Source organism: Mesorhizobium sp. 128a (assembly GCF_053848025.1).
In genome coordinates this window covers 23018-40829 of record NZ_JBSPKY010000023.1, presented here as the reverse complement: position 1 = coordinate 40829, position 17812 = coordinate 23018, and the positions used below count along the sequence as shown (strand labels likewise).

Here is a 17812-nt window from a genome sequence, read left to right as displayed (position 1 = left end):
GCCTCCAGCTCGAGGAGGGCGTGGTCAGCACCAGTCCAGGATCAGATTTTCGATCCCGAACACATGGCCGCCGTGGGTGATGGGCGCCGTACCTTCCTTGATCCGGAACGCCGGGATGCGCGCCAGCCACTCCTCCAGGCCAATGACAATCTCGCGCCGGGCAAGGTGTGAGCCAAGGCAGCGGTGGGGACCATAGGCAAAGGCGGAGTGGCAATTCTCCTCTCGTGCCAGATCGACCGTGTCGGGGTATGCGAATTCCGTCGGGTCACGATTGGCAATCATCGTGGCACAGGAAATGTAGTCCCCCTTGCGGATGGGTGCGCCTTCGAAGTCGATATCTTTGGTTGCCACGCGGAGCATCTGCACGGTCGGAAAGGCGCGCAGCAATTCTTCGGCTGCCAGCACGATGCGTTCGGGTTTGCTCCGCAGCCATTCCTGGTCTTTCGGATTGCGCGCAAGATAGGACAAATCAAAGCCTATCGCTGCTGCGACCGTGTCGAGACCCGCGACGAACACGAGCACGCCGATGCCGCGGACTTCCTTGTCGGTCAGCGGGCGGCCCTCGACCTTAGCCTGCACGACGAAGGTCATGAAATCACCGACGGGTACCTTGCGGCGCAGGGCTGCAAGTTCGTCGATGAAAGAGACAATCCGCTGGGCCGCTGCCGACCTTTTGACGGCCTCGCCGTGGAGGAGATCCTTCCCCCAGCCGACAAATATGTCGAGGCGGTCGTCGGATAGCCCGAGAAAGCGAAGAAAGATGTTGACCGCGAAAGGGAAGGCGAAGTCCTTCATGACATCGCAGCTTGTGCCCGAGGCGGCGATCCTGTCGATGAGTGCGATCGCCCGCTCCCGGACAGCTGGTTCCAGCGCTCTTACCCGCTGGGGTGAAAACAGTGGGTTGAGTAGTGAACGAAAAATCCCATGAGCCGGTGGGTCGAGTTCGAGTGGGATCATCGGCCAGTTTTCGCCGAGCGCGGAGGCGAAGATGCTGCGGTGGCTGGAAAAGGTTTCGGTGTCCTGCAGCACTCTGCGCTGGTCTCTGGCGCGCGTGATGACCCAGGTACCCCGGCCATCGCGCGTGTTGTGGGGGGCGTAAAAGATCGGCGGCCCGGCATGGACGCAGGCCACAGCCGCGTGGGGATCCCCGTTGGCCGTAGGTGGCATCCCAGGCGACGTGAACAGGCTGAAGTCCCTTACCAGTTCGGGCGGGACATGATCTGGGACCGGACTGCTCGCAACTTCATTTTTCCTCATCTGACGCCTCCTTGGGGCTGCATGGGTAAGGCCTCCGGCTCGAGCGCACTGTCACAAAAAGTGCGAAGCGATGAACTTCCCTCCTCCCAGCAACATAGCCGGTGAAGCGCTGGCGGCTCGTACCTTTGACGGAAGCGGCTTTTAATTCAGGCCGATGTCGTTCCTGATCCGTGCAAGGCAGCTTTCGTCTTCCTCGGAGCCAAAGCAGCTTTCGAAATCATTGCATTGGCGGCAACTGGGCGCGGTGCATATTGAAAAGCCTTCAGCCTCGCAGAGCATGCGGTAAAGGTACTTTTTCCATTTCATGTTCTTGGTGTTGCCGGCTGCCAGTGTCGGGAAATGCGTAGCTAGCAAGCGGCTGAGTTCGGCCCGGTTGAAAAGGCCAAGATCCTGCCAAAGATGGTCATCGCGCATGGCGCGCCGGGCGATGATTTTGGCAAACCGGGCGCTCGCCGGGTCTTGCGGCCGGGCCTGCGCCAATAGCAGGTCGCGCATCAGTTGTTCCTCCATCTCTGGCTCGACGTCGGTCGCCTCTTCCAGGGCGAAGGCACTGATAGGGACATCCGGGAAACGGTCCGTCAGGACATCACGCAGATCGGCTCGCGAAAGGCCGGTTGCCTGTGTCGCAGTCGCCTCGCCGGCATCGATCTCCTCGAGCGCTCTTGAGAGGACACAGGCAAGGACATGCTCGTCGAACCTGACCGTCGGATCGAGCGAAGGCCATTGGCCGGCGCCGGGCGCGTATGCGTGTGGAAGCCGATCGGGCCGATAGGGCGTTCGAACTCGGCGGGTGATGCCCGTTTTCCTGCCGATGACTTCCTGAGACTGACCTGACATTTTGCTTCCTTGCTTCGTCCCTCGATCGCGACGTCATCCGCGACTTGAAAGCCTGCGTCCCTACCGCTCGTGGTGAGGGATTCAAACGGCGTGCCAACTGCGCCGCCAGCTGTGTAACGAGAAGCTGGAAAGCATTCTTGTCAGTTTGGTGGGAGCGTAGCTAGAACGCGGGCAGACACTACTGTCCCGGACTGGACAACCCGACAGTGAGTGTCCGTTTCACCCTCCCCGGAATGGTGAACAGGATTCTGCGCAGCGGACGCGGAATTGCCCGAGCCATCCGACCGCCCTTCGCATTGTCCGATGTCCGACATGCGACAAAGCATGTTGGAACCGCCACCTTGTTTTAGAAACGATTTCTCCTTTGGCACGATCCATGCGTGGAGATCCGCGAACGCTTCACGGACCGAGGAGATGAGACTTGTTGCAGAGCGAGGGGCAATGTCGATGTGGCTGGAATGCAGGGCACACGCATATGCGGCCGCCTTTGGCGGCTACGTTGCCCACCACCACCGTTGCTGACGGTGAGGCAACACATTTCCGGTGCGTTCAGATATTGGCGGACGTCTGCGGCCGTCCTGGAGCCGGCGGGACTATCCGTCTCGAGCGCGGCGAGGATGCTGGTCGAAACATCGTCGACATCGATGAGGATCTCTGTCTTGCCCTCGACCGCCATGCTGACGTGAGCGATCCGGCGCACTTTACTCGAGGACAAGCAATTCGTCGTCGATATCCCTTTCAACGGCATGGCCGTAGAAGGCGTGCCAGAGAACCCAAGTCCCCCAGATCGACGTCGTCGGGTGCCAAAGAGCGGGAGCCTGACCGTCGCCGTACAGACGTCAAGGATCGGGCCCGGCAAGACGCCTGCCCCATGCCGGCCAGTGTCGATGTTGCGTCCGGCCCACAGAGAAGCATTTCGCCAGTTTCCCCTCTACAGGAGCAATACTTGATGACCGTGAACAAGAAGATTCCCTTCGCGACCTTTCGCATGCGTATTCGCGACGAATCTATTGGCGGGCCAAATCCGTTCCGCTGGGATGACAAAACGTCGGACGACTGTTTCAGGGGCAAGCGCGTCATCCTGTTCTCGCTGCCTGGTGCCTTCACGCCGACTTGCTCGACTTACCAAGTGCCTGATTTCGAAGAGCTCTATGATGAGTTCGAGAAAGAGGGGGTTGAGGCGATCTACTGCGTCTCGGTCAACGACACTTATGTCATGAATGCTTGGGGCAAGGCCTTGGGGCTTCGGAAGGTTCAGCTCATCCCGGACGGCTCGGGCGAGTTTACGCGCAAGATGGGTATGTTGGTGGCCAAGGACAATGTCGGCTTCGGCATGCGCTCCTGGCGTTACGCCGCGCTGATCAACGATGGTGTAGTGGAGCAATGGTTCGAGGAGGACGGTTTCTCCGACAACTGCGAGACCGACCCCTATGGCGTCTCGTCGCCGCAGAACATCCTTGAAACCCTAAGGGGCGTTAAAACCACGGCCGCGGTATGGCCTAGTGGCATCAACGTCTCACAGGGTCCGTTGCGTACAGGCTAGGGGCGTTGCGGTAATCATGAAGCCCTCAGCAAGCCTGCTTCAGAGCCAGAAGCAAACTCTGGTTTTAACACCTCAACTCATCGAGTCGATTCGCTTACTGCAACTGGCGCATACGGAACTGCGCCAATTCGTCGAGCAGGAAGTCGAGAAGAACCCCCTTTTGGACCTGACTACAAACGACAGTGAGGCTGATGGTGATGTCTCGCCGATTTTGGGAGAGGTGCCCAGCGGCGAACGCGAAAACCTGGTCGATGGGCCTCTCAGGGCCGAGCCTTCGGAGCGGCTCAGGCAACAGAAGTCAACGCGCGACACACCCGCTGTCGGGTCAGGGGAAGACCTTACCGCAGAAAGGTTTGTCGCCAATCCCGAAACACTGCACGAACATGTCGCTCGTCAGATCGCCCTCACTGCGTTCAACCCACAGGAGCGGATGATTGCCGGCGCGCTTGCCAGTCATCTGGATGACGCCGGGTATCTTCAGGTGGACCTTTTGGGGCTGGCGGGGATCCTGAATGTTCCCCTGTCTGTCGTGGAAAGGGTTCTGGCAGCCTTGCAGCGTTTTGATCCGCCGGGGCTATTTGGGCGAACTCTCGGCGAGTGCCTTGAAATACAGTTGCGTCAGCAAGACCGGTTCGACCCAGCGATGGCAGTTTTGGTGGCCAATCTCGAGATGGTTGCTGAACGCGACTTCAAGGCATTGCAGCGGCGTTGCGGGGTTGATGAAGACGACTTTGTAGACATGCTGCACGAACTGCGTGCGCTCGATCCCAAGCCTGGCCACCGAATCCAATCAGGGGGGACGGAATCAATAGTACCTGACGTCTGGGTGCTGCCGTCGCACGAAGGTGGATGGAATGTCGAACTTGATCCTGACACGCTCCCCAAGGTGCTGATCAACCAAAGCTATTTCGTCGAAGTCTTGCGGCTCACCGCCCAAAACCCAAAGGATCAGGCGTTCCTAAACGAATGCATGGAGAACGCGAATTGGCTTGTCCGCAGCCTCGACCAGCGCGCCAAGACGATCCTTAAGGTGGCCGCTGAGATCGTGCGCCAGCAGGATGCCTTTTTGAGACATGGCGTGGCGCATCTGCGGCCCCTCAATCTCAGAACCGTCGCTGACGCTATCAACATGCATGAGTCGACTGTCAGCCGGGTGACGTCGAACAAGTACATGCTCACGCCGCGGGGCGTATTCGAACTGAAGTATTTTTTCACCGTCGCGATCGGCTCTTGCGAAGGCGGCGGCGCCCACTCCGCCGAAGCCGTTCGCCATCAGATCAAGGCGATGATCGCCGCGGAAGAAGCCGTGCTTTCCGATGAGGACATTGCTGTGCGGCTGAGGAAAAACGGCATCGACCTTGCTCGCCGCACCGTCATGAAATACCGGGAGGCAATGAACATCCCCTCCTCCGTGCAACGGCGCCGGGAAAAGCGTGGCTGGCCTTGACGAGTGATCAAATCTTCCCGCTCGTCCCGCGGCGAAAGCTTCATGATCCAAGTCATGGCGTTCTTGATTGGTGAGAGAGGTGGCCGTGGCGTTTGTCCGACCCAGGGCGCGTCGCCCTGGCGCGCGGTCGCCCCGCCGGGTGCTGAACCAGTTCCTGGCAATCGCGTGAACAGCCGGCTGCGGCATCAAGTCTGGCCTCCTCTTTGCGCGGTGACATCGAGTTGCTCCTCGGGAAGGTCGTCGAACGAGGCATGATTGAGGTTGTAGAGTTTGAAGTACAGCCCGCCCATGGCCATCAGCTGATCGTGGTTGCCGGTTTCGATCACTTCTCCGTTCTGCAGCACGATGATGTGGTCGACATTGCGGATCGTGGCAAGACGGTGGGCAATCACCAAGCCAGTGCGGCCTTCAAGAAGCTTTGTCAGAGCCTTCTGGATCAGCATTTCCGTGTAGCTGTCGATGTTGGCGGTCGCCTCGTCGAGGACGAGGATCTTGGCATCGGCCACGAGAGCGCGAGCGAAACTGATGAGCTGGCGCTGACCGAGCGAGAGATTGCCGCCGCGCTCGCCTAAAGGGGCGTCGTAGCCGCCGGCCAGGCTCACAATGAAGTTATGGGCGCCGACGGCTTTGGCGGCTTTGATGACCTCGTCGCGCGTCGCGTCCGTCCTATGGTAGCGGATGTTATCGAAGATCGTGCCCGTGAAGAGGAACGGCTCCTGCAGAACCATGGCGACCTGCCGCCCGAGCGATTCCTGGGTCAGATCGCGCACATCGTGTCCGCCGACCAGCACTTGGCCGCGCTGGACATCGTAGAAGCGGTGAACGAGCGCCATGGCGCTCGATTTGCCCGAACCGGTTGGGCCAACCAGGGCGACCGTCTCGCCGGGGCTGATCTTCAAGGAAATGTTTTTCAGCACCGGATGTTTGGGATCGTAGCCGAAAGTGACATTCCTGAATTCGACCGAACCGTCCATCTGCGGCGAAAGCGCTTTGGCGTCCGGCTTGTCATGAATCTCGATGTCCAGGTCGAGCACCTCTGTCAGTCTTTTACCCGAGGCCATTGCGCGTTGCATGACAGAATACTGCAGCGTGAGCGAGCGGATCGGGTCGAAGAAGCGCTGGATATAGAACAAGAATGCTATCGTCACGCCCACAGCAATGCGGTCGTTCACGACCTTTGAACCGCCCAGGACGATAGCGGCCATGGCAAGGCCCGTGAGGGTATCGACAATCGGCACCATGACCTGGGCGTATTTGGCAGCTGTCAGTTGCGTCTTGAGATTGGCATGGGCCTTGTCGTCATAGAGGAGAAAGTTGACCTGCTGGCGATCCATGGATTGGACGGCTCGCACGCCGTGAATGGCCTCGGCCAGTGCGCCATTGGTGGCCGAATTGGTCTCAGTCGCGGCCATGAAGGCATTGCGGGCGCTCGGCAGCCACAAGATGCGGACGATGAAGAGGACTGGCAAGACCGAAAGCGTAAGGAGCCCCAACGATAAGTCCAGCCACAGCATGACGAAGATGATGCCGAAAAGAAGGGCGATATCGCCCACCGAAAGCACTGAGGTCTCAAGAAATTCCTGGATTGAACTGACATCGCCCTGGAGTCGCGACATCAGACGTCCGACCTCGGTTTGGTCCATAAAGGAAAGCGAGACCTTCTGCAGATGGCCGAACATGGCGCTGCGAATGTCGAAGAGCACAACCTCGACCATTTTGCCGATCACGCTCTGTTGCATGTAGCTGGCAGCGTGATTGGCCAGAATCGCGAGAAAAAAGGCGCCAGCGGCCGCAAGCAGCGCAGAGCGATCGCGGCTTCCCGGAGTGATGGCGTGCTCGACCGCGTAGCGGATGATCAGCGGGATCAGAAGCTGCACGCCGGCGCAGATCAGGACTGCGACAAGCGCGATAACAGCCTTGATCCGGTAAGGCTCAACGAATGCCCAGATGCGCCGGACAATGTTCTTGTCAAAAGCCTGTCCGAACACCTCGTCTTCGATCCGATGCGAGCCGACGACAGCGCGGGGCGGACGCATACCGTCGCGGACACTGTTGCGTTCGCTTTCAACGTCGACGATGTGGGGCATCAGTTCGCGCCCTCATCATCGCGTGGGCGCGTCTGAAGATTGTGAAGAGCCTCATAGCGCCCTGCCTTGACCAGAAGCTCTTTATGCGTGCCACGTTCGACGATCTCGCCATTTTCAACGAAAAGGATTTGATCGGCGTGCATGACGGAACTCAGCCGGTGGGCAATGATGATCGTCACGCGGTCTTTGGCGAAACGGCGCATGGCCGAGCGAATGCGCTGTTCGGTAGCGGCGTCGATTGCCGCGGTCGAGTCGTCAAAGACAATGACTGAGGGGCGCAGCATCATCGCGCGGGCAATTGTGAGACGCTGGCGCTGGCCGCCCGAGAGGGAAACGCCACGTTCGCCCACCACCGTTTTGTAGCCAGCGGGCAGGCCCAGAATGTAGTTGTGCAGCTGGGCGGATTCGCTTGCGCGCTCGATTCGCGGTTCGTTGGCCCAGGGGTCTCCATAAGCGATATTGTTCTCCACCGTTGTGGTGAACATGAAAGGATCTTGCTGCACAACCGCGACCGCCCTGCGAAGCGAGGAAAGAGTGACATTGCGGATATCTTGGCCGTCAAGCGTGATGGTGCCGCCGGTGACATCGTAAAAACGTGGGATCAGGTGAGCGATTGTCGACTTGCCCGAGCCGGGTGGACCGACGATAGCGACAGTCTCGCCTCTGCGGGCCTGGAAACTGATATTGCGCAGGATCTGGCGGTTTTCAGAGCCAGGATAAGCGAACGAGACATTGTCAAAAAGCACAGTGCCCTCGCTGATCTCGAGGGGACTAGCGTGGGGTGCGTCCTTTATCGTGATGTCCTGGTCGAGGAAGCCGAACAGACGTGAACCGCATGTTGAAGCGCGAGCGAAAGCGTTGATCATCAGCCCGATTTGCCGGACCGGCATTTGCAGGACGGTCATGAATGTCAGGAAGGTCGTGAGGGTTCCGACGCTGATCTCACCGGCGATGACCTTGTTGCCGCCAATCCAGAGGACCAGCCCCATCGCAAACAAGAAGGAGAAGGTCATCGCAGAAGTGTCGCGCGCGTAGATGTCGGCGCGTTCCTGGGCAAGTGCGAGGGCGTTCTTGGAGGCACGCTCGAACTTCAGCATCTCATAGGCTTGTGCGGCAAAAGCGCGGACAACGCGGATGCCGCAGAGATTTTCCTCCATGACGCGGCTCAGAACCGAGAGCCGCCCTTGCAGTTCGAACCAGGTGGCGCGCAGCTTGAGCTGGGTTCGCGATGAGCGCCATGCGACGAACGGCACAAAGCTTAGCGCCAGGACGCCGAGCACCAGATTGGTGGAGAGCAGAATGTAGGCGCCAATGCCGATTAACATGGCCAGCAGGACAGCGCGGACCAGCGCTGTGGAGAAATACCAGCACACACCTTCGAGATCGAGCATGCAAATGGTGATCAGATCGGCTGAATGACCCTGGTCGTGAAAGGAGAAGCTGAGGCGCTGGATCTTCTCATAGCATGCGAGCCGCAGCTCATAGGCGAAGTGATGCCCGACCGATTCGGCAAAGTAGTTCTGCGCCAATGTGAATAGGCCGCGCAGCACACTGACGGCGAGCAGCAGGAGAGCCGATGTCCAAAGCGCTTGTTCGACGGCACCGCCGGAGATGACACCACCGATCCGGACCTGGTCAACGGCCTTACCGAGCAGTTTGGGAATGAGCAGCTGGAGGGTTGCGGCGATGAATGTCGCTCCAATAGCGAAAGCAACCTGCCACGGGTGACGCAAATTCATGTAGGTAATACGCGTGAGCGTTCTCAGGCCCTGGCCCCAGCCCGCGGCCTCCACATGTGCGAACGGATTCCTCGGATTGTTTGCTGCGCCATCGGCATGACTGTTCACGGCGTAATTTCCCGATCTGTTTTGCTCCGCGAGCACGCTGGGCGGCTTACCGGAACAAGCACTTGCTGGAAGACAATTACCCAGTTCCATTTTTCCGATGTTCCGGGCGTTAGATTTCAGCGTGGCGAGCAGGCAAACGGCTGAGCTCGGCCTGATCGAAAGACGCGAGTCCTTCGAGATGGTCATTGCGACGGCACTGCGTCGGATGATCTTTGCCATACCGAGCCCCCGATGGGGTCGCCGAGCGGGTATGCGATCGCATCGATATCGGAGTCGGGGTCGATCAGCTTTTCAAAGCGAAGGCGCTGGTAGGCGAAGGAGACTGCGGGGCAGGATGTCCCGCAGCTCGGCAGGCGAAAGCCAGTTGGCTCCATCGTGGTCGCCTCGCCGGCATCGATCTCTTGATGGCTGCGATCTCATCGCCAACCAGTTCGCTGCCGGTCTCAGCGCGCTTCCGAAACGTCGAAGCAGAGGCGGCGGTGTGCCGATGGAATCGGCGATGGGTCGCAGCTGACGATCAAGATCTTTTGCCGAAGATCGACAATGGCGGCGAACGTGTTTTGGGGGGTGGCCAATGTAAATTCCACGCGGCCCATTGAATGGGGATCTGAGGCAGACCTGACATGTTTGTCCTTCCTTCGCTGCGATGTCACGGGTGACATGAATGGCGGTCGCTTTCTTGCCGCCTCGCAACGAAGGAGTTTCAAAAGCCATGCCAACTGCGTCGAAAAAGCCTCGCAGAACAGTTTCCCAGCTTATTCAATGGCTTGAAGAGCCCAAGAGAAAGCTGGCGGGACCCCGGTATGTTGTGGGCTCGACAAAGCCGACAGTGGTGTTTGGTGCCCAGCATTTCTAGGGAAGAGCGGAGGCGCGGGAAAAGCCTACCCACGCCATCCTACCGGCTGCATGTTGTCCGATGTTCGACGATTTTCGATATGCGACGTGCCGGTGCTAAAAACATTACGCTGTTTAAAACAACTTTCTCTTTGGCACGGTCCATGCGTCGCCATCGGCGAACGCATCGCGCACTCGAGGAGAAGGCGTCCCATGATCACGCTCACCGAAAATGCTGTCGCCGCGGTAAGGACCGCGCTTTCCCAAGCCGAGGAGCCGGCGGAAGGCCTGCGCATCAAGGTCGAGGGGGGCGGCTGCGCGGGACTGAAGTATCTCATGGGCTTGGAAAGCCTCGCGCGTGAGGGCGATGCGGTCATCGAGACAGACGGCGTCAGGGTGTTCGTGGACGTAAGCTCGCAACCCCATGTCGCCGGTATGACGGTCGATTTCGTCACCAGCTTCGAATCCTCTGGCTTTGTCTTCGATAACCCGAACGCCCGGGAAAAATGCGCTTGTGGGAAGTCCTTCGGCTAATGGCCTGAGAGAAGAGACTCGTCGACGGTCGGGTCTGCCCAAAACGCGTGTTTTCGGTCAGCTAAGGAGAGCTTCATGAGGCCGGTCTATCTCGACAACAACGCAACCACACGAGTGGATCCTGAAGTCTATGAAGCGATGCGGCCGCTGTTTATGGATCAGTTCGGCAATCCTTCGTCAAAGCACGGATTTGGCGCTGCCGCGAGCGTGGCCATGAAAAAGGCGCGCCAGCAGGTGCAAGCGCTGATCGGCGCGCAATTCGACGATGAGATCGCCTTCACATCGGGCGGAACGGAAAGCAACAATGCGGCGATCCTTTCGGCGCTGAGGGTGATGCTTCACCGCACAGAGATCGTGACCTCCGCGGTCGAGCATTCGGCCGTGCTGACGCTGTGCGAGCATCTTGCGAAGACGTGCGACCTCAAGGTGCACAAGATCCCGGTGGATGGCCGTGGCCGGCTCGACGTTGACGCCTATAAGGCGGCGCTGACCACGAACGTGGCAATCGTCTCGATCATGTGGGCAAACAACGAGACCGGCACGATTTTCCCTGCCGCTGAGCTTGCTGAATTGGCCAAGGAAGTCGGTGCCCTGTTCCATACGGACGCGGTGCAGGCGGTCGGCAAGCTTCCGATGGAGCTGAAATCGACGGCTATCGACATGCTGTCGCTCTCCGGTCACAAGCTGCATGGCCCTAAAGGGATCGGTGCGCTTTATGTGAAGCGCGGCGTGCACTTCCGTTCGCTGATCAAGGGCGGGCACCAGGAGCGCAACCGGCGCGCCGGCACAGAGAATACCCCTGGCATCGTCGGGCTTGGCAAGGCAGCCGAACTTGCCATGAAATTCATGGATGAGGACAGCAAGCTCATAAAATCTCTCCGCGATCGGTTGGAATGCGGGCTTCTCCAGCGCATTCCACGCGCTTTCGTGACCGGCGATCCGCTGGATCGGCTCTCGAATACGACCAACATCGCCTTCGAAAACATCGAGGCCGATGGCCTGCTGCTCCTTCTCGATCGCGAGGGGATCGCCTGTTCCTCTGGCTCGGCCTGCGGTTGCGGCTCGCAGGAGCTCAGCCATGTCCTAGAAGCAATGAACGTTGCCAGCAGCGCGGCACAAGGGGCAATCCGCTTCTCCTTGTCGCGCGACAACAGCGCGATGGATATCGACCGGGTGCTCGAGGTCGTGCCCGCACTCGTGGAGAAGCTCCGTGATCCCTTCCCGGCCTGCAATGGATACGGCGAAGGGATTTGAATGCGGATCTTGGTGGAGAGGAAGCCGAGCCCGAGACCATCATCACAAGGGAGTTTACAATGAGCCACTGTTCCACCGAAAGGCCAATCATCGACGTCACCGACATTCTCACGCGGCTGAAAGGCTTGTCTGCTGCGGAGGAGTTCTTCGTGGCCCTTGGCGTCTTCTATGATCCGAAGGTGCTCGATGTCTCGCGGCTCCACATCATGAAGCGCATGGGCCAATATCTCGCCGAAGAGGATTTCTCCGGTCTCACAGACCAGGTGATCGCCGCGCGCGCGCGCGCCACACTGGAACGCGCCTATGAGGACTTCGCGACGTCCTCGCCGCTCAGGCACCGGGTCTTCAAGGTGCTCAAAGACCACGACCCAAATCGCCCCGCCACGCCGGGCCGCACCTTCGTCCCGTTCGCTTCCATCCTGAAACCGTTCGGAAAGGAGTGAACGCGACACGGTTGCGACACGACAATGTCGTGAAGCCGACAAACCCGCCTCTCACGGACACACCTCAGAAGCAGAGTGCCGCGGCTCAAAGGTATGGCGCGATGCTCAACGGTTGGCACGAATGGTGCTTGCAAGCAGATCAAGCGCCAAGCCGCATCCTGATAGAAGCCAGAGAGACCGCATGCATATCGTCGTCTGTATCAAGCAGGTCCCGGACTCCGCGCAGATACGCGTCCACCCGGTGACCAACACGATCATGCGCCAGGGTGTGCCGACCATCATCAACCCATACGATCTGTTTGCCCTTGAAGCAGCGCTGAGACTACGCGACACCGACGGCGGCGAGGTCACCGTGCTCACCATGGGGCCGCCTATGGCCGAGGACGCGCTGCGCAAGGCGCTCACCTACGGGGCCGACCGTGCGGTGCTCCTGACCGATCGTTTTTTTGCCGGCTCCGACACCCTGGCGACCTCGTTTGCGCTCGCTCAGGCAATCGGCAAGATCGGTGAGACGTTCGGCCTGCCAGACATCGTCTTCACCGGCAAGCAGACAATCGACGGCGACACGGCCCAGGTCGGGCCTGGCATCGCCAAGCGCCTCGATTTCCTGCAACTCACCTACGTCGCGAAGATCGCCTCCCTTGATCTCGATGCGCGCGAGATCACTGTCGAGCGCCGCGCGGAGGGCGGCATGCAGATGGTGAAAAGCAAGCTTCCTTGCCTCATTACGGTGCTGGAAGGTGTCAACGAGATCCGTCGCGGCTCGCTGCACGATGCGCTGCGCGCCGCCCGCAGCCAGATCGTAAAGTGGAGTGCGGCAGAGGCTGGTATCGGGGACCTCGGCAAATGCGGCCTTCGCGGATCGCCAACTGTCGTGAAGCGTGTGTTCGCCCCGACCAGCCGGGCAGAAAAGGCGGTGCAAATCGACACCGCAGATAAGGCGCTGCGTGATCTCGCCGACGAGCTGATTGCCGCAATTTTCGCGCGCCAGCCGGCGCTGGAACACGAACTGGCCTTCGAGGGTGGCTCAGGGCAAGGAGCTTAGGATGTCAAGCGTGAACCGAGAAACCCCGCCTGCCGCCAGCGGTCGTGCCGGCATGAAGAAGGATCTGCCTGAGCATTTCAAGGAATATCGGCACGTCTGGGTGTTCATCGAGCTGGAGCGCGGCGAAGTCCATCCGGTCTCCTTCGAACTGCTCGGGGAAGGTCGCAAGCTGGCCGACAAGCTTGGCGTGCAGCTTGCGGGGGTCGTGCTCGGACCGCCGGGAGAGGCCTCTTGGAATGCCGTCGCCCAGGCCTTCGCCTATGGTGCCGACCTTGCCTATATCGTGGAGGCACCGCTGCTCGCCGACTACCGCAACGAGCCCTTCACCAAGGCAATGACTGACCTGGTCAATCAATACAAACCCGAGATCCTGCTTCTGGGTGCCACCATGCGTGGCCGGGATCTTGCCGGCTCCGTGGCGACCACCTTGCTGACGGGGCTCACGGCCGACTGCACACAACTTGACGTGGATCCTGACGGTTCGCTTGCCGCGACCAGGCCGACTTTCGGGGGCTCCTTGCTGTGCACCATCTATACGCTCAACTGCCGGCCGCAGATGGCGACAGTGCGACCGAGAGTCATGGCGATGCCGCAGCGTATGGAAAAGCCGGTCGGGCAGGTCGTCCAACACAAGCTGTCGATGCTCGAGGACGAGATCGTCACCAAGGTCCTTGGCTTCTTGCCCGATGCGCAGTCGGTAAAGGCAAATCTGGCCTATGCCGATGTCGTTGTTGCGGGAGGTCTCGGCCTGGGCGGGGCGGAGAACCTGCAGGTTGTGACGAAGCTCGCGCGAGCGCTCGGCGCCGAATATGGCTGTTCGCGTCCGCTGGTCCAGAAGGGCTGGATGCCGGCTGAACGGCAGATCGGCCAGACTGGCAAGACCATCAGGCCGAAGCTCTACATCGCGGCCGGAATTTCCGGCGCCATCCAGCACCGGGTGGGCATTGAAAGCGCCGATCTGATCGTGGCGATCAATACCGATGCGAACGCGCCGATTTTCGATTTCGCCCATATCGGTATCGCCACGGATGCGATCCGCTTCCTGCCGGCTTTGACGGAAGCCTTCACCCGGCGGCTGTCGCCGCACAGTCGCGACAAGCTTGCGAGCTAAGGGAGACGGCCATGGTCGAGGAAAAGTTCGACGCTATCGTCATTGGCGCCGGCATGGCCGGCAACGCAGCTGCTTTCACGATGGCAAGCTGCGGCCTGAAGGTGCTGCAACTGGAGCGCGGCGAGTATCCGGGCTCCAAGAATGTCCAGGGCGCCATCATGTATGCGAACATGTTAGAGAAGATCATCCCGGATTTTCGCGATGACGCGCCTGTTGAGCGGCATCTGGTCGAGCAGCGCTTCTGGATGATGGACAAGACATCCCATGCTGGGATCCACTATCGGTCCGACGACTTCAACGAGGCAAAGCCAAATCGTTACACAATCATCCGCGCCCAGTTCGACAAGTGGTTTTCGCGCAAGGTGCGCGAGGCCGGCGCGACCGTCCTGTGCGAGACGACGGCGACGGAGCTGGCATACGATATCACGGGCAAGGTCATAGGCGTTCGGACCGACAGAGACGGCGAAAGGATCTTGGCGGACGTGGTCGTACTCGCGGAAGGGGTTAACGGGCTGCTTGGCACGCGGTCGGGCCTGCGCGAAATGCCGAGGCCCGAAACCGTGGCACTGGCCGTCAAGGAGATGCACTTCCTGCCCGAAGAGGTGATCGAGCAGCGCTTCGGCCTCAAGGGCAATGAAGGCTGCGTGATCGAGGCGGCGGGCACCATCTCCCGCAGCATGACCGGGCTAGCGTTTCTCTACACGAACAGGGAATCGATCTCGCTTGGCATCGGTTGCCTCGTTTCCGATTTCGCCGCCACGATGGAGAGCCCCTACGTGCTGCTCGACGGATTCAAGAACCACCCCTCGGTCCGGGCGCTGATAGCGGGCTCGGAGGTGAAGGAATATGCCGCCCATCTTATTCCCGAAGGTGGTTATAAGGCGATCCCGCAGCTCTTCGGCGACGGTTGGGTGGCAGTCGGTGATGCAGCGCAATTGAACAACGCGGTTCACCGTGAGGGTTCGAACCTCGCCATGACGTCCGGCCGCATCGCGGGCGAGGCGATCGTTCAGGTCAAGAGCCGCAACGCCCCGATGACCAAGCGGAACCTCGTCCTTTACAAAACCATGCTCGACAAGTCGTTTGTCCTCAAGGACTTGCGAAAACATAAGGACATGCCGGCACTGTTGCACACCAACTCGCACAATTTCTTCATGACATACCCGCAGCTGATTTCTCTGGCCGCGCAGAACCTCGTGCGGGTCGACGGCACCCCGAAAATCGATAAGGAAAAAGCGACCACTGCTGCGTTCATAAAGACGCGATCGCGCTGGGGGCTGGTCAGCGACGCGCTTCGCCTGGCATTGGCCTGGCGCTGAGGGAGAGCAAAATGACGATCACAGTGCCGGCCGGCCGCGTCGAGGACAAGCTATATCAGAACCGTTATCTCATCGATGCAGGGCGTCCGCATATTAAGGTGCGACCTCACCAAAGCCCGAGCGCGAACCTGCTCGCGTTGACACGCATCTGCCCTGCCAAATGCTATGAGCTGAACGCCACGGGCCAAGTTGAGATCGCGGCCGAGGGGTGCATGGAGTGTGGCACATGCCGAGTGCTATGCGAGGGGAGCGGCGAGATCACGTGGAATTATCCGCGCGGCGGTTTCGGTGTCCTGTTCAAGTTCGGATGACCCCAGCACTCACCCCTTCAACAAGTGCGCCCGGGTGCAACTCGCTGTTGCGGCAACACGTCGCATCGGCGTTGTCAGGAACTCGTCAGTTGAAGCCGGCATGGTCGATACTCCTCTTCGACCTTCGCAAATCCAGAACGTGCAGGTGGGGGAATACACGGAGCTGCTTCTATGGACGACACGATGCGCGGCAGGGTCGACGAAGTGGGACTTCCAATCACCCTGCCTGAACCAGCCATCGGAAATATGCATAAAGCGGATATTTCGCTCAGGGGCCTATACGAAATATCGAAGATCCTAACCGCCCCTGCCCCGCTGGAGACGAGACTGGTCGATGTCGTCACGATCCTGTCTTCATTTGTGCGAATGCGCCATGGAGCAATCATCGTGCTCGGCGCTGATGGAGAGCCGGAGATCGCCGCGACGCCCGGCAACGTCTATCCACCGCAATCCATCACTCGTCGCGCCATACCAAAGGCTGTAATCGACCAAATCGTCGCTACGGCGAGACCGGTCATCACAGAGGACGTCAGCAAGTCGGAACTATTTCAGGCTGATCCCCAGATGCCCTTGAGCGGCGACACTCTGCCGGTGAGCTTTATCGGTGTTCCCCTGAAAGCTCAGCATGAAACCCTTGGAACATTGTGGATCGACCGCGTCGGGGACGGCTCGATCAATTTCCGCAATGACGAGGACGTAGGCTTCCTAAGCATGGTCGCCGTCCTCGTCGGCCAAATTATCTATCTCCATCGCCTCCCGAGCATGGGGGTTCAACGGCTTGTCGAAGAGAAACCGGAACCATCGCCCGGCGATGGAAGGACGGATCGCGACCGGCATCCGCACGTCAAAATCGACGGAATCGTGGGGAAGAGTCCCGCGCTCAAACAGGTGCTCGAAATGATCCCGGTCGTGGCAAGCACGAATGCCGCCGTGCTGCTGCGGGGGGAAAGCGGCACCGGCAAGGAAGCCTTTGCAAAGGCAATCCATAAATTCTCACCTCGGAAGAACAAGTCCTTCGTCAAGTTGAACTGCGCCGCGCTCTCTGAAACCGTCCTGGAATCGGAACTGTTTGGGCACGAAAAGGGCGCCTTCACTGGGGCTATCTCGCAGCACGCCGGCCGTTTCGAATTGGCGGATGGCGGAACGTTGTTGCTTGACGAGATCGGTGAGATTTCGCCTTCCTTTCAAGCCAAGCTGCTGCGCGTCTTGCAGGAAGGCGAACTGGAGCGGGTCGGCGGCACCAGAACGCTAAAGTTCGATGTCCGGCTTATATGCGCCACCAACAAGGACCTCGAAACGGCTGTGGGGAATGGGGAGTTCAGGGCCGACCTTTATTACCGCATCAATGTGATACCAATTACGTTGCCTCCGCTCAGGGAGCGCCCCGGAGACATTCGACTCCTTGCCGAATTCTTTCTCGATCGGTTCAACAGGGAGAACAATCGCGATCTCACCTTCGCATCATCGGCGATTGATGTGATCTCGCAATGCCACTTCCCTGGCAACATCCGAGAGCTGGAAAACTGCGTGCTAAGGACGGCGACACTTGCCCGGTCGAAGACGATAGTTCCGTCGGATTTCGCCTGCAGGAATGGCCAGTGTCTTTCTTCGCTCATCTGGAAAGGAGCCGGCTGTTCGCGGGGCACAAATGCCGTCGCCGATCTCGCTCGTGGCACCATGAACCGAGATGGATCGCAGCTGCCGGCCGATCGGAACGATCCCAATTGTCACACAACGGGCAGCCCGCGCCTGACGGAACGCGACCGGCTGATCGACGCGATGGATAAGGCAGGCTCGGTCCAGGCCAAAGCGGCTCGTCTCCTCGGCCTCACGCCGCGGCAAGTCGGGTATGCTCTACGCCGTCACGGGATCAAGGTGAAGAAATTTTAGACGAGCTTAACGTCTGAACCATGTGAAGTTTCGGTGTCCCCCGCCCTGTGCGG

General features: G+C 59.6%; 14 protein-coding genes. 10 read left to right on the top strand and 4 right to left on the bottom strand.

The window, feature by feature from the left end; genetic code table 11:
* Positions 1-24: 24 nt before the first annotated feature.
* Together ACWTU9_RS28565 and ACWTU9_RS28560 are read right to left on the bottom strand one after the other, a co-directional pair.
* Positions 25-1257, bottom strand: a complete 1233-nt coding sequence (locus tag ACWTU9_RS28565; RefSeq protein WP_455861239.1) for a cytochrome P450 — start codon at positions 1255-1257, stop codon at positions 25-27.
* Positions 1258-1398: 141 nt separating this feature from the next.
* On the bottom strand, positions 1399-2094 hold the full coding sequence (locus ACWTU9_RS28560; RefSeq protein ID WP_455861238.1) for a nitrogen fixation protein NifQ: 696 nt from the start codon (positions 2092-2094) through the stop codon (positions 1399-1401).
* Between the two features lie 949 nt (positions 2095-3043).
* Here ACWTU9_RS28560 and ACWTU9_RS28555 point away from each other — a divergent pair.
* Positions 3044-3637 (top strand): redoxin family protein, encoded by a 594-nt coding sequence (locus ACWTU9_RS28555; protein WP_455861237.1) that lies wholly within the window; start codon positions 3044-3046, stop codon positions 3635-3637.
* Positions 3638-3653: 16 nt separating this feature from the next.
* Positions 3654-5084: an RNA polymerase factor sigma-54 gene (gene rpoN / locus ACWTU9_RS28550; protein WP_455861236.1), complete on the top strand. Its 1431-nt coding sequence runs from the start codon at positions 3654-3656 to the stop codon at positions 5082-5084.
* A 185-nt stretch (positions 5085-5269) separates the two neighbouring features.
* Here the strand turns inward: rpoN and ACWTU9_RS28545 are convergent, their stop codons facing one another.
* On the bottom strand, positions 5270-7171 hold the full coding sequence (locus ACWTU9_RS28545; RefSeq protein WP_455861235.1) for an ABC transporter ATP-binding protein: 1902 nt from the start codon (positions 7169-7171) through the stop codon (positions 5270-5272).
* Complete coding sequence (locus tag ACWTU9_RS28540) at positions 7171-8910, bottom strand: ABC transporter ATP-binding protein (protein WP_455861281.1); 1740 nt, start codon at positions 8908-8910, stop codon at positions 7171-7173. The genes ACWTU9_RS28545 and ACWTU9_RS28540 overlap by 1 nt, the downstream gene beginning before the upstream one ends.
* Positions 8911-10065: 1155 nt before the next feature.
* Here ACWTU9_RS28540 and ACWTU9_RS28535 point away from each other — a divergent pair.
* The 8 genes from ACWTU9_RS28535 to nifA all read left to right on the top strand — a co-directional run bounded on the left by ACWTU9_RS28535 (position 10066) and on the right by nifA (position 17759).
* Positions 10066-10386 carry an iron-sulfur cluster assembly accessory protein gene (locus tag ACWTU9_RS28535; RefSeq protein ID WP_455861234.1) on the top strand — a complete coding sequence of 107 codons (321 nt, stop codon included), beginning with the start codon at positions 10066-10068 and terminating at the stop codon, positions 10384-10386.
* A gap of 75 nt (positions 10387-10461) precedes the next feature.
* Entirely contained in the window at positions 10462-11640 is a 1179-nt protein-coding gene (gene nifS / locus ACWTU9_RS28530) for a cysteine desulfurase NifS (RefSeq protein ID WP_455861233.1), read from the top strand.
* A 59-nt stretch (positions 11641-11699) separates the two neighbouring features.
* Entirely contained in the window at positions 11700-12083 is a 384-nt protein-coding gene (gene nifW, locus ACWTU9_RS28525) for a nitrogenase stabilizing/protective protein NifW (protein WP_455861232.1), read from the top strand.
* A 181-nt stretch (positions 12084-12264) separates the two neighbouring features.
* Positions 12265-13128 carry an electron transfer flavoprotein subunit beta/FixA family protein gene (locus ACWTU9_RS28520; protein WP_455861231.1) on the top strand — a complete coding sequence of 288 codons (864 nt, stop codon included), beginning with the start codon at positions 12265-12267 and terminating at the stop codon, positions 13126-13128.
* 1 nt (position 13129) lies between these two features.
* Entirely contained in the window at positions 13130-14239 is a 1110-nt protein-coding gene (locus tag ACWTU9_RS28515; protein ID WP_455861230.1) for an electron transfer flavoprotein subunit alpha/FixB family protein, read from the top strand.
* 11 nt (positions 14240-14250) lie between these two features.
* On the top strand, positions 14251-15558 hold the full coding sequence (locus ACWTU9_RS28510) for an FAD-dependent oxidoreductase (RefSeq protein ID WP_455861229.1): 1308 nt from the start codon (positions 14251-14253) through the stop codon (positions 15556-15558).
* Between the two features lie 11 nt (positions 15559-15569).
* On the top strand, positions 15570-15869 hold the full coding sequence (locus tag ACWTU9_RS28505) for a ferredoxin family protein (RefSeq protein ID WP_455861228.1): 300 nt from the start codon (positions 15570-15572) through the stop codon (positions 15867-15869).
* A gap of 171 nt (positions 15870-16040) precedes the next feature.
* Complete coding sequence (gene nifA, locus ACWTU9_RS28500) at positions 16041-17759, top strand: nif-specific transcriptional activator NifA (RefSeq protein WP_455861227.1); 1719 nt, start codon at positions 16041-16043, stop codon at positions 17757-17759.
* Positions 17760-17812: the final 53 nt, after the last annotated feature.

Bases quoted from the DNA above. Each gene is read 5' to 3' on its own strand.
- ACWTU9_RS28560 (WP_455861238.1), bottom strand. From the start codon at position 2,094: ATGTCAGGTCAGTCTCAGGAAGTCATCGGCAGGAAAACGGGCATCACC.
- nifW (WP_455861232.1), top strand. From the start codon at position 11,700: ATGAGCCACTGTTCCACCGAAAGGCCAATCATCGACGTCACCGACATT.
- ACWTU9_RS28545 (WP_455861235.1), bottom strand. From the start codon at position 7,171: ATGCCCCACATCGTCGACGTTGAAAGCGAACGCAACAGTGTCCGCGAC.
- nifS (WP_455861233.1), top strand. From the start codon at position 10,462: ATGAGGCCGGTCTATCTCGACAACAACGCAACCACACGAGTGGATCCT.
- ACWTU9_RS28515 (WP_455861230.1), top strand. From the start codon at position 13,130: ATGTCAAGCGTGAACCGAGAAACCCCGCCTGCCGCCAGCGGTCGTGCC.
- ACWTU9_RS28535 (WP_455861234.1), top strand. From the start codon at position 10,066: ATGATCACGCTCACCGAAAATGCTGTCGCCGCGGTAAGGACCGCGCTT.
- ACWTU9_RS28555 (WP_455861237.1), top strand. From the start codon at position 3,044: ATGACCGTGAACAAGAAGATTCCCTTCGCGACCTTTCGCATGCGTATT.
- ACWTU9_RS28520 (WP_455861231.1), top strand. From the start codon at position 12,265: ATGCATATCGTCGTCTGTATCAAGCAGGTCCCGGACTCCGCGCAGATA.
- ACWTU9_RS28505 (WP_455861228.1), top strand. From the start codon at position 15,570: ATGACGATCACAGTGCCGGCCGGCCGCGTCGAGGACAAGCTATATCAG.
- nifA (WP_455861227.1), top strand. From the start codon at position 16,041: ATGGACGACACGATGCGCGGCAGGGTCGACGAAGTGGGACTTCCAATC.
- ACWTU9_RS28510 (WP_455861229.1), top strand. From the start codon at position 14,251: ATGGTCGAGGAAAAGTTCGACGCTATCGTCATTGGCGCCGGCATGGCC.
- ACWTU9_RS28565 (WP_455861239.1), bottom strand. From the start codon at position 1,257: ATGAGGAAAAATGAAGTTGCGAGCAGTCCGGTCCCAGATCATGTCCCG.
- ACWTU9_RS28540 (WP_455861281.1), bottom strand. From the start codon at position 8,910: ATGAATTTGCGTCACCCGTGGCAGGTTGCTTTCGCTATTGGAGCGACA.
- rpoN (WP_455861236.1), top strand. From the start codon at position 3,654: ATGAAGCCCTCAGCAAGCCTGCTTCAGAGCCAGAAGCAAACTCTGGTT.